Annotated in this window: 11 protein-coding genes, 1 tRNA gene and 1 pseudogene; 7 read left to right on the plus strand and 6 right to left on the minus strand. The window is 50.6% G+C overall.

The window, feature by feature from the left end; all coding sequences use genetic code 11:
• Positions 1-11: 11 nt before the first annotated feature.
• Positions 12-1,562, minus strand: coding sequence for an XrtA system polysaccharide chain length determinant (locus tag B5D58_RS10035; protein WP_011112352.1), 1,551 nt, complete (start codon positions 1,560-1,562; stop codon positions 12-14).
• A gap of 42 nt (positions 1,563-1,604) precedes the next feature.
• Positions 1,605-2,222: an XrtA/PEP-CTERM system exopolysaccharide export protein gene (locus B5D58_RS10040; RefSeq protein WP_011112353.1), complete on the minus strand. Its 618-nt coding sequence runs from the start codon at positions 2,220-2,222 to the stop codon at positions 1,605-1,607.
• Between the two features lie 827 nt (positions 2,223-3,049).
• Here B5D58_RS10040 and ettA point away from each other — a divergent pair.
• Both ettA and B5D58_RS10050 read left to right on the plus strand, forming a co-directional pair.
• Positions 3,050-4,717: an energy-dependent translational throttle protein EttA gene (gene ettA / locus B5D58_RS10045; RefSeq protein ID WP_011112354.1), complete on the plus strand. Its 1,668-nt coding sequence runs from the start codon at positions 3,050-3,052 to the stop codon at positions 4,715-4,717.
• Positions 4,718-4,978: 261 nt separating this feature from the next.
• A complete protein-coding gene (locus tag B5D58_RS10050) occupies positions 4,979-6,352 on the plus strand; it encodes a DEAD/DEAH box helicase (protein WP_011112355.1) in 1,374 nt (457 codons plus the stop codon).
• A 153-nt stretch (positions 6,353-6,505) separates the two neighbouring features.
• Here the strand turns inward: B5D58_RS10050 and radA are convergent, their stop codons facing one another.
• A complete protein-coding gene (radA, locus tag B5D58_RS10055; RefSeq protein ID WP_011112356.1) occupies positions 6,506-7,855 on the minus strand; it encodes a DNA repair protein RadA in 1,350 nt (449 codons plus the stop codon).
• A 174-nt stretch (positions 7,856-8,029) separates the two neighbouring features.
• On the opposite strand from radA, the gene B5D58_RS10060 reads away from it, so the two are divergent.
• From B5D58_RS10060 to sucD, 4 genes are all read left to right on the plus strand, one after another.
• A tRNA-Ser gene (locus tag B5D58_RS10060) sits at positions 8,030-8,122 on the plus strand.
• Positions 8,123-8,568: 446 nt separating this feature from the next.
• Entirely contained in the window at positions 8,569-9,519 is a 951-nt protein-coding gene (locus B5D58_RS10065; protein ID WP_011112357.1) for an HpcH/HpaI aldolase/citrate lyase family protein, read from the plus strand.
• 191 nt (positions 9,520-9,710) lie between these two features.
• Positions 9,711-10,883 carry a malate--CoA ligase subunit beta gene (locus tag B5D58_RS10070; protein ID WP_011112358.1) on the plus strand — a complete coding sequence of 391 codons (1,173 nt, stop codon included), beginning with the start codon at positions 9,711-9,713 and terminating at the stop codon, positions 10,881-10,883.
• Between the two features lie 30 nt (positions 10,884-10,913).
• Positions 10,914-11,801: a succinate--CoA ligase subunit alpha gene (sucD, locus tag B5D58_RS10075; RefSeq protein ID WP_011112359.1), complete on the plus strand. Its 888-nt coding sequence runs from the start codon at positions 10,914-10,916 to the stop codon at positions 11,799-11,801.
• Positions 11,802-11,957: 156 nt separating this feature from the next.
• Here the strand turns inward: sucD and katG are convergent.
• The 3 genes and pseudogenes from katG to B5D58_RS10090 form a co-directional block, all read right to left on the minus strand.
• Positions 11,958-14,084, minus strand: a pseudogene (katG, locus tag B5D58_RS10080) (catalase/peroxidase HPI).
• 394 nt (positions 14,085-14,478) lie between these two features.
• On the minus strand, positions 14,479-15,057 hold the full coding sequence (locus tag B5D58_RS10085) for a YfbM family protein (RefSeq protein ID WP_011112360.1): 579 nt from the start codon (positions 15,055-15,057) through the stop codon (positions 14,479-14,481).
• Between the two features lie 75 nt (positions 15,058-15,132).
• Positions 15,133-15,483 carry a DUF6928 family protein gene (locus B5D58_RS10090; protein WP_041356806.1) on the minus strand — a complete coding sequence of 117 codons (351 nt, stop codon included), beginning with the start codon at positions 15,481-15,483 and terminating at the stop codon, positions 15,133-15,135.
• 59 nt (positions 15,484-15,542) lie between these two features.
• Here B5D58_RS10090 and B5D58_RS10095 point away from each other — a divergent pair.
• A partial coding sequence (locus tag B5D58_RS10095) for a transposase (RefSeq protein ID WP_143779569.1) occupies positions 15,543-15,814 on the plus strand: 272 nt, incomplete at its 3' end.

Genomic DNA, 15,814 nt, shown 5'->3' on the forward strand with positions numbered 1-15,814 from the left:
ACACCATCAATTCAGGCAGCTGTCATCCCATGTGGCTTTACATAAATCATCAAGACAACATAGCATGCCATCAGCATCAACAGAGAAATACCAAACGCATAAATCTTCCTCTTGTCTTTTAATTTTTGCTGTTCTGTCCATACCATTGGAATCGTCCCCAGAATCGGCAAACCTGTCAGCTCCCTCAAAGTACTCTGGCTATGGAATGTTGGCCGGATCTGGCTAATAATGAAAGCAAAACCAATTCCTCCCGCTAGGGCTCCAATCAAAACAAGTGTAAAAAATTTCTTGCGATCCGGTCCGGATGGAGCTTCTGGAACCGTAGGAGGATCAACGATCCTGAAAGACATCAAGCCTGAAGTAGAAGTCAGCTCACCAGAGATTTCAGCAGATGCTCTACGCTCCAGCAGCTTCTCATAATTGGCTTTATTCACATTGTAATCACGGTTGAGCTGCTGCATCTCCACCTCTACGGCAGGAACCGTATTACTCATCGATTTCAGACGTTCAAAGCGGGCTTCATACTCCGCCACCCGCGCCTTCATGGATGCCACTTGTGCTTCGGATTCAGCCAGTGCGATATTCAGTTGCTGCATCATCGGATCATAATTTCTACCACGATTATTGACTGTACCGGCAAGTTTGGCTTCTTCGACCTTACGCTCCTCCAATTGAGCAATCAGTCGTTTGGTGGCGACAACATCAGGATGTTGATCGGTAAAATTCAACATCAAATTATCCAGATTCGTATTCAATGCCTGAATACGGGAATCGATCTCCGGATTGACAATACTTTGCGGTGATACTTCACCCACTTCGAACAACAGCACCGGCTCATCACCCGTTATCTGTTTCTTGACTGCATCACGTGCCTGTTCAGCCTCAAGCAAGGTAAGCCTGGCCTTTTCCAACTCTTCTGCAGCCGATACCAGTTGACTGTAGTAATCCCCCCCCTGTCCGGGCAAAAAACCAATATTCTTCTGTTTGAAAGCCGTCAATGCTGCTTCGGCAGCAACCAGCTTTTCCTCATAGGCAGCAATTTGCTGGTCGATAAAACGCAATGCAGAAGCTGAATCCTGTTTTTTACCTTCCAACCCACCTTCAACAAAAATAGTCAACAGTGACTGGACAATGTCCTTGGCCAGCCTGGGATCTTTATTATCATATGAAATCATGAAAATATTATCGCTACCCGTCGTTGAAAGCTTGATATCCTTCATCAGGGTAGTGACCAGCTTTTCTCTGGCACTGTCATCTGTAATCTTGATATCCAGATCAACCATACGAATGATTCTCTCGACATTCGGTCGACTGATGAGCGTTCGGCTCATTATGGTAATCTGCTGGTCCGGGTTGGGGGATACCGTCATCCCGGCCATCAGCGGGCGCAGAATACTCTGGGTATCGACGTAAATCCGTGCAGAAGCCTGATAATTGTCCGGCATCTGATAAACGAAGAACCAGCCCGCAATCGCGACAGTCCATGCGGTCGCAACTGAAGCCCATCTATATTTCCAGATACCCTTGATATAAACCAGCAGTTGAGCAATCAACTCACTCATATCGGGTCACCTCTTCATTTATCACGATCACGATCAAATCAATCAAAAAAAGCTTTCAGGAATAACCAGCACATCGCCCTGGTAAACCGGAACATTGGCGGAGATATCACCATCCCGAATCAGGTCTTCCAGTCTGACCCGGAATTGCTGCTGTTCACCATCGACATTCCGAATAATTCTTGCTCTGTTTCCTGCTGCAAAATCAGTCAACCCTCCCACCGCAATCATGACATCCATCAATGACATGTTTTCCCGGTAAGGTAATGCCTGTGGTTGCGCTGCCTCGCCGATCACCCGGATCTGCTCACTGAACGGTCCGACGAAACCAGTTATAACGACGGTGACTACCGGCTGCTGTAAATATTTAGAAAGAGTCTCTTCGATATTACGTGCCAGTTCGGTTGAAGTCTTTCCACTTGCCGGCAAATCCTCTACGAGTGGTGTAGTAATCTTCCCGTCCGGACGCACCGGCACACTCATGGATATTTCCGGATTGCGCCAAACGATGATATTTAATGTGTCACCCGGTCCGATCAGATAATCATGCGGCACCTGTTCACCTTGAGTAGAAAGTAATGGATAAGTCGTGCAACCACCGAGTGCAAGCAGATAAAAAATGACTGATAGACTGACTATCCAGGCTTTAATGGAAATATTCACTCGAAACCCTCAATAAAAAACAAATATGTCTCTAACCCCGGTTCTCACTACAATAACTACAGCTGCATATATTACTATTACTCGCCTGCAAACCGAGTGTTAACTTATGTTTATCTATCAGTTCAGCAGCGTTCCGTAAAAATAACCGGAGCCGTAACGAAAAATCTGCTTGTGACAACGGAACAACTTATTACACTTTTAAATAGCGGGATATGACTAATATCACTTTTTTTCACCCGGATATGGCACCAGATAAACATAACTCCGCTACCCATCAGAAATATTACGATTGAACCATATCGATAAATCAACCATCTAATATTTTTTAACACGACAGGCATTTTGGGAGTTATACAGTACACATTTACAACAGTGACCGACTGATCCAGGATTGCTGCTAGTGTTTCCCTTCTCCGGCATGACATCGATGAGGTCTTGAACCAAACGATGTAAATTCTACTCTGAGCACTTCTCCACCCACTTTCTTGGCCATTTCTCGAAATTCGGTAACATGTATCTCGGCCGGAACAATAAAAACTTGAACTTCCCCCGACTTATAATGAACTGTAATTTTCATACCCCCCCGATGATAAGTTCATATCCGCTCAGACAAACGACTCTACCCGCTTGATGGAATGCTTCACTTCTTCAGCGCCGGTATTTGCCTTTTACATTTTTGCCTTTTAATATAATTAGATGTAAATCGTCTGCTCTGCCATACTGGCTGCCGGCTTTAAACTGTAGCTTTTTCTTATTAAATCCCGGCAGAAATTCCCCAGATTCTAGATTGTTCAGATCAATTCAAATTCAGGATTAATAAAGCATTTATGGCCCAATACGTTTTAATTATGAATCGCGTCGGCAAAATCGTTCCTCCCAAACGCGTCATTCTCAAAGATATCTCGCTGAGTTTCTTTCCAGGAGCAAAAATCGGCCTGCTCGGCCTGAATGGTTCTGGTAAATCTACCCTGTTAAAAATCATGGCCGGCGTGGATAAAGATTTTGAAGGGGAATGTACACCCATGCCAGATCTCAAGATTGGCTACCTGCCGCAGGAACCGCAACTGGATCCCAAACTTACCGTGCGCGAAACAGTTCAGGAAGGGCTGGGAGACGTGTTCAACGCACAACAACAACTGGAAGCGGTTTATGCAGCCTATGCCGAACCAGATGCTGATTTCGAAGTACTGGCAGCCGAACAGTCACGACTGGAAGCAATACTAACGACACAAAATGGGGATAATTTATCCCAACAGATGGAGATAGCCGCTGATGCACTGCGCCTCCCGGAATGGGATGCTCATATCGAGCACCTTTCAGGAGGAGAAAAACGTCGCGTTGCACTCTGCAGACTGCTTCTATCCAAGCCGGACATGCTGCTTTTGGATGAGCCTACCAACCATCTGGATGCGGAATCAGTCGAATGGCTCGAGCAGTTTCTTGCACGTTTCCCCGGCACAGTAGTAGCCGTTACACACGACCGGTATTTCCTGGATAACGCAGCAGAATGGATACTGGAGCTGGATCGCGGCCACGGTATCCCCTGGAAAGGAAACTATTCAAGCTGGCTGGAACAGAAAGAAACACGCCTGAAACAGGAAGAAAGTGCAGAATCCGCCCGCCAGAAATCACTCAAACAAGAGCTGGAATGGGTACGGCAAAATCCCAAAGGCAGGCAAGCGAAATCCAAGGCCCGCCTGGCCCGGTTTGAAGAACTCAGTTCCCAGGAATACCAGAAACGCAACGAAACACAAGAGATCTTCATTCCCGTCGCAGACAGACTGGGAAATGAAGTCATTGAATTTATCAATGTCTCCAAGGGATTTGGAGATCGCCTGCTGATTGACAATCTGAATTTCAGAATACCGCCTGGTGCAATCGTTGGAATCATCGGCCCCAATGGTGCCGGAAAATCCACCCTATTCCGCATGATTACGGGAAAAGAACAGCCGGATACAGGTGAGATCAAAATAGGTGAAACAGTCAAAATCGCCCATGTGGATCAGTCACGTGATGCTCTGTCCGATAGTCAGACCGTATTCCAGGCCATCTCGGGCGGAAACGACATGCTCATCGTCGGAAAATATGAAGTACCTGCACGCGCCTACCTTGGCCGCTTCAATTTCAAAGGTCCTGACCAGCAGAAAATTACCGGGACACTTTCCGGTGGTGAACGAGGCCGGCTGCACCTTGCCAAAACACTGATAGCGGGAGGTAACGTATTGCTGCTGGACGAACCTTCCAATGACCTGGATGTAGAAACATTGAGAGCACTGGAAAATGCCTTGCTGGAATTTGCCGGTTGTGTGCTGGTGATTTCTCATGATCGCTGGTTCCTGGATCGCATTGCCACCCATATCCTGGCCTTTGAAGGCAATTCACAAGTCACGTTTTTTACAGGCAACTACCAGGAATACGAAGCCGATAAACGCCAACGCCTTGGAGAAGAAGCGGCCAAACCCAAACGAATTCGCTACAAACCGATTACACGTTGACCAGTCGCTTGCGCTCAGCAATTCCATAAAAACTCAACCTTTACTGTAATTTACTGTATACTTACCGCCCTGCCTCTATCAAGTCAAGGCAGGGTTTCAGGTTTCATCGTTTCTGACCTCTCCAGATTTTTCTTCTCGAAATTGTGCAGTATCCCTGGTTAGCAGCGATGTTTTATAGATATGCGCCAGCGGTACCAGCATTGTTTGCTGCGGTATATTCCTGTTCGCGCATTAAATTTCTTCATTATCAGGAAAACCAAAGTGTCATTTGAAAATTTGAATCTGCATCCCGCAATCGTAAAAGCCGTACTGGCAGCGGGTTATACTGCCCCCACCCCCATTCAGCAGCAAGCCATTCCGGATCTGATCGCAGGCCATGATGTCATGGCAAGTGCACAGACCGGAACCGGCAAAACAGCCGCCTTCATGCTGCCGGCATTGCATCGTCTGGCCACACCCGCACAAATTCGCGGACGTGGCCCGCGCATACTGGTTCTGACACCAACACGTGAACTGGCTCTGCAGGTTTCCGATGCTGCCAGCAAATATGGAAAATTCCTGCCACGTATCAATGTCGTCAGTATTCTGGGCGGTATGCCCTACCCCCTGCAAAATAAACTCCTGTCACAAACCGTCGATGTACTGGTCGCCACACCCGGGCGTTTGATCGATCACATCGAACGCGGGCGGATAGATTTTTCGCGGCTGGAAATGCTGGTACTGGACGAAGCAGATCGCATGCTGGATATGGGGTTCATCCAGGATGTCGAGCGCATCGCTCTCTCGACACCCGCAACCAGGCAAACGCTGCTGTTCTCGGCAACGCTGGACGTTGCAATCGAGAAAATCGCCACACGTCTGCTGAAAGCACCGAAACGCATTCAGGTGGCTGCTCAGCATACCAAACTCGATCACATCGAACAGCGTATGCATTATGTAGATGATCTCACGCACAAAAACAGGTTACTGGACCATCTGCTGCGTGACACCACCATCAAACAGGCAATCGTATTTACTGCAACGAAACGTGATGCCGATTCCCTCGCAGATAATCTTTCTTCCCAGGGACACAAGGCTGCCGCCATGCACGGAGACATGACGCAGCGTGAACGTACACGCACTCTGACCGGCCTGCGTCAGGGCCGGCTCAAGATTCTGGTGGCTACGGATGTCGCCGCACGCGGAATCGATATTGCCGACATTACCCATGTCATCAATTTCGATTTGCCAAAGTTTGCAGAAGACTATGTGCATCGGATCGGGCGGACCGGCCGGGCTGGCGCTTCCGGTATCGCAGTTTCGTTCGCATCCGGGAAAGATGTTGCTCATCTGAAGAGAATCGAACGGTTTACCGGCAATCGCTTTGAATTTCATGTCATACCCGGTATAGAACCACGTACCAAACCAAGATTTGGTCGTAGTGACGACAAACCAGGAAGAAGACCATCTTCCTCTGCTGCTGCACACAAAACCAGACGTTCATGGTCGGACAATCCCAATACACGCACGGCTTCCCCAGGTCACCGAGGAGACAAAGATGCTGGGTTCGGGCAACCATTTGGTCGTGAAACCCGTAAACGTCCGTTCAGGGACAGCAAATTCAACAGCGCCGATCGTTTTGCCCGCACGGAGTAAAACTGGATCTCCCGGGTATTGATTGTCACGTCGATACCCGGGTCATTTAGCTCGCTGCGTAACTCACCACATGATTTATGTCGCTTTCTCCCGCCTGACAACCCACATACTGGCATTCATGCCGGAAAAATCTGCACATGATCTGTTCAGAACTCAGAAAAGTGCGCTGACAGCTTCTTCTACTCGCTCCACAGCGATGATTTCGATTCCTTTGACAGCTTGCCTGGATTGATTGGCCTTTGGAATCACCGCACAGGTAAAACCCAGTTTGGCAGCTTCTTTAATCCGCTCCTGTCCTCGCTGTACCGGCCGTACTTCACCTGCCAGTCCAATTTCTCCAAATATGACTGTTTTTTCAGGCAGAACCCGATTCTTCAATGACGAAACGATCGCCAGCATTACCGCCAGATCAGCTCCTGGCTCAGTAATTTTGACCCCCCCGACCGCATTGATGAAAATATCCTGATCGAAACAGGGGATACCGGCATGACGATGCAACACCGCCAACAACATTGCCAACCGGTTCTGTTCCAGTCCAACACACAATCTTCTGGGGCTGGGTGCATGTGCCTCATCCACCAGTGCCTGGATTTCCACCAGCAGAGGACGTGTGCCCTCTTGCGTTACCATCACACAAGTACCCGCTACACGCACACTATGGTGAGAAAGAAACAACGCTGAAGGATTTCCCACTTCCCGCAATCCTTTTTCAGTCATGGCAAAGACACCCAGCTCGTTAACTGCCCCAAAACGGTTTTTGAAAGCACGAATCAAACGAAATGTTGAATGCGTATCTCCTTCAAAATAGAGCACCGTATCCACCATGTGCTCCAGAACACGCGGCCCGGCCAATGCACCATCCTTGGTTACATGCCCTACCAGTACGATACAGGTACCACTGGTTTTAGCGAATCGGGTCAATCGTGCTGCACATTCACGCACCTGAGCCACCGAACCGGGTGCAGACTGTAATGTTTCGGAATAAATTGTCTGAATCGAATCGATAATTGCGATACGCGGACGATGCTCAGCCAGAATCGATTGGATCGCCTCCAGCCGGATCTCGGTCAACAAATCAACCCTGGCCACATCCAGAGACAGCCGCCTTGCACGCAACGCTACCTGCTGCATGGATTCTTCACCGCTGACGTACAACACCCGATGATGAACAGACATTCGGGACAATGCCTGTAGCAACAACGTCGATTTACCTATACCCGGATCGCCACCTAATAACACAACCCCGCCTTGTACCAGCCCCCCTCCCAGCACCCTGTCAAACTCATCCATTCCCGTCAGGAAACGAGGCATATCCTCAGTCTCGACCTCGCTCAAACTCAACACCTGCTTCTGCATCGAATCTGGCGAAAAACGCAGTACATTCTTCTCTTGTACAGTCTCAGTCAGCGTATTCCATTCACGGCAATGCGGGCACTGACCCTGCCATTTCAAAGTCTGTCCGCCACAAGAATTGCAAACGTAAAGTGTCTTGAGCCTGGTCATGAACAGATCACATAACTGGAATTTTCGGATAGATGACAGTAAAGCCCGCTATTACGACCAGCGCGCTCTTGCCAGATAGAACAGTAATACAAGTGATAACCCTTTACGCAAAGCAGCTCGACGATAAACAGGCTGAAAAACTGATAAAATAGCACCCGTTGTTCGCCGCAAACCGGAGAGGTACCGAAGTGGCCATAACGGCGCTGACTCGAAATCAGATGGTCAGGATTTCCTGGCACGTGGGTTCGAATCCCACCCTCTCCGCCAAATGCCAAGTATATATCAAACATTTTCCACCCTCGCCAGATAGCCCTGAGTAACCACATCCTCCAGCAGCAAAGCAGAATAAAACCAGAATAGGTTTATACCCTTTTACTTCTTACCCTACTTCCCCGTAATAAAACTGACTGATCCACTCATTGCAACCAGAGAACCCGAAAGCTGTATCACAGCAGCTGTGCTCGGTCACATTTCAGCCGGCGCATCGCGTGATATCAAGGAATGGCTGAAATCGGATCGTTGCCGGTGCTATAATTTCGCAAATCCGACTGGTAATGCTGCCAAATTTTCAAAAATATCACTTCCGTGTTTCCGGTTTTACCCTTCAATTCCGCACATCTGCTGGTCTTTATGAACGACCGGGACCCTCACCGGCAGTATTCATACATCCCAGTATCCACACATAACATCATATTTAATCCGTTGGAGGAATAATGAGTCATACCCTGTATGAAACCAAAACACCGCGTGTACAGCGCTGCGAACTGGCTGTTCCGGGTTCCCGTCCCGAAATGTTTGAAAAAGCGCTGAAAAGCGGAGTGGACTTCATATTTCTGGATCTGGAGGATGCAGTCGCACCAGATGACAAGATCCAGGCAAGAAAAAATATCATTCAGGCAATCAATGATCTGGACTGGAAAAGTCACGGTGTCACGCTTTCTGTACGCATCAATGGTCTCGATACCCAATATATGGTGCGTGATGTGGTCGATCTGGTAGAGCAGGCCGGGCACAAGATCGATACGTTGCTGATTCCCAAAGTAGGTGTTTATGCTGATGTTTACATGGTCGAAGCCATGCTCAGCCAGCTTGAAATGCAGCAGGGGCTGAAAAACCGAATTGGTGTGGAAGCACTGATCGAAACGGCACTGGGGATGGCCAATGTTGAAGATATCGCCCGCAGAGGAACGGCCGGGCGTCTGGAAGCATTGCATTTCGGTGTAGCTGACTACGCTGCCAGCAATCGTGCACGTACCACCAATATCGGCGGGCTCAATCCGGATTATCCAGGGGATCAGTGGCACGCAGCCATCAGCAGAATGACCGTTGCCTGCCGCGCATTCGGCCTGCGACCAATCGATGGCCCATTTGGTGACATTCAGGATCCCGAAGGTTACAAACAGGCAGCCAGACGTGCTGCAGCACTGGGTTGTGAAGGTAAATGGGCAATTCATCCGACACAGATCGCGCTGGCCAATGAAGTCTTTACGCCGCCCACAGCAGAAGTCGACAAAGCCAAACGCATTCTGACAGCATTGAAGGAAGCTGCAGCTCAAGGTAAAGGTGCAGCCTCACTTGATGGCCGCCTGATCGATGCCGCTTCGGAAAGAATGGCAAATAACATCGTCAAAATGGCGGAAGCAATTGCTGCCAAAAGCAAATAAACAAGTATCCGGGAAAACGCTGAGAAATTATTGCACACCCAGCCATCTCGCGTTGGAATCAGGTACAAAATGCTCGTTTACTCTGCGTAAACCAAGTTTTTTGCCTGATTTCATCCTGACTGGCTAATTGATCACACCTTTCCAGAATTTTTTCAAATCCAACAATTCCATCAAATTCAAGGGAGAAGATATTGGATATCCATGAATATCAGGCCAAGGAAATCCTGGCTGAATACGGTATCAAGCTGGCTGAAGGCGGATTGGCGCACACTGTGGAAGAAGCGGTACAACGCAGCCGGGAAATCGATGGCAATGTGTGGGTCGTCAAGGCACAAATCCATTCCGGCGCCCGTGGTAAAGCAGGCGGTGTCAAAGTATGCCGGACACATGAAGAAATCGAAGTCGCAGCTGAATCACTGCTGGGGAAAAAACTGGTCACACACCAAACCGGCCCGGCGGGTAAACTCTGCTCCAGACTGTATATCGAAGCCGGTACCGAAATTGCCCGGGAAGTGTATCTCGCTTTCATGATCGATCGCAGTCATGAACGTATCGTCATGGTGGGTTCCGCACAGGGGGGAATGGATATCGAGACCCTGGCAGCCACGAATCCTGATGCCATCAAAAAAATTCACATCGAGCCTGCTGTCGGCCTGCAGGATTTCCAGGCAAGAACCATGGCTTTTGCACTGGGTCTGGAAGATGTTCTGCTCAATCACGCCGTCAAGACGATCAGAGGTTGCTACCGCGCCATGCGCGATCTGGATGCGAACATACTCGAAATCAACCCGCTGGTTGTCACGCGCAACAACGAGCTGATCGCACTGGATGCGAAGATGAGCTTTGATGAAAATGCACTGTTCCGGCGCCACCGGATTTCCGAATTGCGTGACAACTCACAAATCGATTCGCGCGAAATTGCTGCAGCGGAAGCAGGCTTGAGCTACGTCGGGCTGGATGGAGACATCGGCTGCATGATCAATGGCGCCGGGCTGGCAATGGCCACCATGGACATGATCAAACTGGCCGGCGGCGAACCGGCCAATTTTCTGGATGTCGGCGGCGGCGCATCTGCCGAGCGAACTGAAAAAGCATTCCGGCTGGTACTGGCGGATAACAACGTAAAAGCCATGCTGGTCAATATCTTTGCCGGTATTAACCGCTGTGACTGGATTGCCGAAGGTGTGGTTCAGGCTGTACGGAATATCGGAATGACGGTCCCTCTGGTCGTGCGCCTGTCTGGCACCAACGTGGAAGAAGGCCGCCGTATCATCGCTGACAGCGGGTTGCCGATCATTACTGCAGAAACCCTGGCCGATGCAGCAGAGAAAGTAGTGCACGCTCGCAACCAGGCTGCAGTTTGAATAACACGAACAAAAAAGGGGAATAGAAAAGTGGCAATTCTCATCAATGAGCAGACGCGGATCATCGTACAGGGCTTTACCGGCCGGATCGGCACCTTCCATGCTCAGGAAATGATCGATTACGGATCTAATGTAGTGGGAGGCGTAACGCCCGGCAAAGGCGGGCAGAAACACCTGGGGCTGCCAGTATTCAATACCGTCCGGGAAGCAGTCGAGCAGGCAGGTGCGGAAGCCAGCATTGTATTCGTCCCGCCGGCATTTGCGGCTGATTCGATTATGGAAGCAGCCGATGCCGGTATCAAATATTGCGTATCCATCACCGATGGCATTCCAACCCAGGACATGATGACCGTCAAAAACTTCTTACGCCTCTTCCCTGAGGAGGACAGAATGATGCTGACCGGCCCCAACTGTTCAGGCACTATCAGCCCCGGACGGGCGATGTTGGGCATCATGCCGGGGCATATTTACAGCCGTGGGGTCGTTGGTGTCGTCGGCCGTTCCGGTACACTGGGTTATGAAGCTGCCGACCAGATGCGACGGCTGAATATCGGGATTTCGACTTCGGTAGGTATTGGCGGAGACCCGATCATCGGCAGTTCGCACCGGAATGTGCTGCAAAAGCTGGAAGAAGATCCGGAAACCAAAGTCACGCTGATGATTGGTGAAATTGGTGGCCCAATGGAAGTAGAAGCCGGACTGTTCGCAAAGGAAAACATGAGCAAACCGCTGGTTGCCTACATTGCCGGCCTGACTGCACCTCCCGGAAGACGGATGGGGCACGCCGGAGCAATCATCTCTTCAGCCGGTGAAAGCGCAGCAGAAAAAGTGGAAAGACTGAAAGAACTGGGCGTCACCATCTGCCCGACTCCGTCTCTGATGGGTGAAACCGTCGCAAAAGTTCTGGCCGGACTCTAATCTGGACCGGATACCCTGCCCGGACAGCATTCTGTCTGAAGAAGCAAATTATTAGGCAGCCAATTTCGCCAGCTCACCGCATCCTGCGGGTTGGTATCCAAAAGGGCACCCAACTTGACTTGATTACAGCCAGGTTGGGTGCATAGCGAAGTAAAATCAGCGTGTGTCAAACCGATCCAGGTCCATCACCTTTGCCCATGCCTGAGCAAAGTCGTGTACGAATTTCTCTTTGGTATCGTCCGATGCATAAACTTCGGCAACCGCACGCAACTCGGAGTTGGAACCGAAGATCAGATCAACGGGCGTAGCTATCCATTTAATCTGGCCGGTAGCGCGATCCCGCCCCTCGTAAAGACCCTCGGTTGCCGACCTTGCCCATTTAGTAGACATATCGAGCAGGTTCACAAAGAAGTCATTGGTCAAGGTACCGGGCCGGCTGGTGAATATCCCGTGTCGGGAATGACCAGCATTGGCATCCAGCGCCCGCATGCCGCCGACCAGCACCGTCATTTCAGGTACGCTCAAGGTCAGGAAGTTCGCACGCTCGACCAGCATTTCCGCAGGCGAATACGCATTACCCTTACCAAAATAATTGCGGAAGCCGTCGGCTTTAGGCTCCAACACCGCGAACGACTCGACGTCGGTTTGCGCTTGCGCGGCATCCATACGGCCCGGTTTGAAAGGTACCTGCACCTTGTAACCGGCTTTCCTGGCAGCTTCTTCCACGGCCGCGGAACCACCCAGCACGATCACGTCAGCAAACGACACTTTCTTGCCGCCTTTCAGCGTACGATTGAAGTTGTTCCGGATGGATTCCAGACGAGTCAGCACCTTGGCCAGTTCGGCTGGATCATTGACTTCCCAATCCTTTTGTGGTGCCAGGCGAATGCGCGCGCCGTTGGCACCGCCGCGCATATCGGTACCGCGGAAGGTAGCAGCGGAAGCCCATGCCGTCCGGACCAGCTCAGGTATCGTCAAACCCGAGGCCAGGATCGCCGACTTCAGCCTGGCGATATCCTGGGCGTCGATCAGCTTGTGATCAACTTTGGGGATAGGATCCTGCCAAATAAAGTCTTCCGCAGGTATCTCAGCACCGACGTAGCGGGCCTTGGGTCCCATGTCGCGATGGGTCAGCTTGAACCACGCCTTGGCAAACGCAATTCCGAATTCCTTGGGATTATCGAGAAAACGCTTGGAGATTTTCTGGTACTCAGGGTCCACTTTCAAAGCGATATCGGTTGTAAACATGATCGGTGCATGGCGTTTAGTCGGATCGTGCGCGTCTGGAACGAAGTTGTCGCCTTTGCCGCCCTTCGGAATCCATTGCGTCGCACCGGCCGGACTCTTGGTTGTTTCCCATTCGAAAGCGTACAGCCAAGTTAAATAGTCATGCGTCCAGCGCGCCGGATTGGTCGACCACGCCCCTTCCAGACCACTGGTGACTGTATCGACGCCATAGCCGCTGCCACATTTATTGGCCCAACCCAAACCTTGCTCCTCGATACCAGCCGCGGCCGGTTCCTTGCCAACGCATTCTTCCGGCTTATGCGCCCCGTGCGCCTTGCCGAAGGTATGGCCACCGGCGATCAGAGCCACCGTCTCTTCGTCATTCATCGCCATACGGCCGAAGGATTCGCGGATATGCCTGGCAGCTGCCAACGGATCGGGGTTACCGCCCGGCCCTTCCGGGTTGACGTAGATCAGCCCCATCTGCACGGCAGCCAGAGGCTTCGCCAGTTCACCTCTTTTATCATGGCGCTCATCGGCGAGAAATTCCTTTTCTGTTCCCCAGTTGACGATCTCGGCTTCCCAATCATCCGGTCGCCCACCCGCAAAACCTATGGTTTTGAATCCCATATCCTCCAACGCCACATTGCCGGCCAGCACCATCAGATCAGCCCAGGAAAGCTTGCTGCCGTATTTCTATTTGATCGGCCATAACAAGCGCCGCGCTTTGTCCAGATTGACGTTATCCGGCCAACTGTTGAGCGGTTCGAAGCGTTGCTATCCGCCGGAAGCGCCACCACGTCCGTCGAAAATGCGGTACACGCCGGCACTATGCCAGGCCATGCGAATGAACAATGGTCCGTAGTTGCCGTAGTCCGCCGGCCACCAAGGCTGGGAAGTATGCAGCACGTTCGCGATATCCTCTTTCACCGCTTTGAGGTTGAGCGTTTTAAACTGTTCGGCATAGTTGAACGCTTTGCCCAACGGGTTAGACTCAGCCGAATTCTGGCGCAACGGTCTCAGATCCAGTTGATCCGGCCACCAAAAACTGTTCATCGTCGGTTGCGGTTGCGACTCGGCCTGGATCGGATTGACCGTCAACACGGTGGATATGGCAACTGCCATTGCAGAAACCAGAAATGTTTGTTTCATTTTCATAAGTACTCCTTTACTCTTTGTTGGGAGGGTAATGTGAAAAAACATACCGGAGAATTTCGAGTTTAGACTCCTCCGGCGAAAAGAACCAGCGACTTGTCAACACCTGGCCCATCGCCGCGAATAAAGGGATAATGAACGATCAGAATGGCGCTGCCTTTTCGTTTTTCATGGGAACTCTCCCGGATGAGTAACAGACCTATGGATCAGGTGCACCCATGCAGAGTACTAACGTGCCAAGCTCGGGAGCGCACCCTTGCGGTGTATCTCTTGGAGCAATAGGTTGGATGTCACTTCAGTAGATGGAAAGAAGAGTTGCATTACCTGCTCGTACCGTGTGCTCAAAGAAAGTTTGAAGTTCCTTGACCATACTCCATAGTTCTTCCAATTGCCGTTGCCGTTCAGTATGTTCGGAAGAAACTTTCCAATAGATCTCGGTCGCTTCAATCTCACTGGCGACATAAGCAGAGTCCAGCATCTTGAACGACTGAGTATCGAGAAATCCAGCGACAGCCCTGGAAAGCTCAGAGTCAAAGAGACGAATTGGCCCATAGCCTTGGTCAGGCCCGATCTCCTCGCCTCCTGATATGAGAAATCCGCCAGGCCATGGACTTTCTGCATTGGTGCCAGAAAACAGGAAATGCAGGATATGCCAAGCTTGATTGAGTTCAAATATGTCGCTTTCTGCGACAGGTTCGAACTGCTGCCCTGAAGAAGAAAGTTGTTTCGGGGGCTTCCCAAAGAGCTTTGAGAGGAAGCTGACCTTCGGAGGAGGCGCAGTAAAGCCAACCAACTCGCCGATCGCGTCGGGAAAATCTTTCAGCTTTGTGACCTGCTCAGGGGTGATTCGATACAAGCTGCACAACATGCTCATGATTTATGATCTCCGTGCAGTGTAAGTGAAGTGCTCCTGTTGAACGATCGGGCTCATTGTGGAGTAGGCTGCACCTTACCAACGAAAAAGCGCCCTGAGAACGGGTGGCTTTGAGTAAATATCCGCCGGAGCGCTAAACAGCTCTTCGTCACGATCAGGGCGCTTCCCAGTCATCATAGACACTATTTCGAAAACGATATCTTCACCGAGTGCATCTAGGGTAAATGTTTCGCCATCGTCGTCCACATAGACAATTTCTCCATCACCGTTAGAGATCTCTGCGTACTGACTTGTCACTTTCCGCTCGGCGGACAACACCTTGCCTGTGCTTGCAAAAACACCGTCGTCGCCCGAAGCAGCGAAACAACGCTTCAACTCTCCCTTTTCGTAAAGCGCAAACGCCGCAAGATTAACGACACTATGCAATACGCAACATGAATCGCCCCGGGTTTTGAGGAGGCTCCAACTTTTGAGAGAATGGAGCCATGAGCAATCAAACAAAGTTTTCCCCTGAAGTTCGTGAACGATCTGTTCGTCTGGTACAGGAACATCGAGGCGAATATCCATCGCTATGGGCGGCGGTTGAATCAATTGCACCCAAGATTGGCTGTGTGCCCTCCACGTTGCTGGAATGGGTTAAACGTAGCGAAATTAACAATGGCGCACGCGAAGGTCTGACAAGCAGTGAACGTGATCGCCTCAAGGCGTTGGAGCGTGAGAACAGGGAACTGCGCCGAGCCAATGAGATATTGAAAAC

Source organism: Nitrosomonas europaea (assembly GCF_900167395.1).
Taxonomy (GTDB): domain Bacteria; phylum Pseudomonadota; class Gammaproteobacteria; order Burkholderiales; family Nitrosomonadaceae; genus Nitrosomonas; species Nitrosomonas europaea.

Coding starts and splice junctions, on each gene's coding strand:
- ettA (WP_011112354.1), top strand. CDS start 3,050: ATGGCCCAATACGTTTTAATTATGAATCGCGTCGGCAAAATCGTTCCT.
- B5D58_RS10035 (WP_011112352.1), bottom strand. CDS start 1,562: ATGAGTGAGTTGATTGCTCAACTGCTGGTTTATATCAAGGGTATCTGG.
- radA (WP_011112356.1), bottom strand. CDS start 7,855: ATGACCAGGCTCAAGACACTTTACGTTTGCAATTCTTGTGGCGGACAG.
- B5D58_RS10085 (WP_011112360.1), bottom strand. CDS start 15,057: ATGAGCATGTTGTGCAGCTTGTATCGAATCACCCCTGAGCAGGTCACA.
- B5D58_RS10065 (WP_011112357.1), top strand. CDS start 8,569: ATGAGTCATACCCTGTATGAAACCAAAACACCGCGTGTACAGCGCTGC.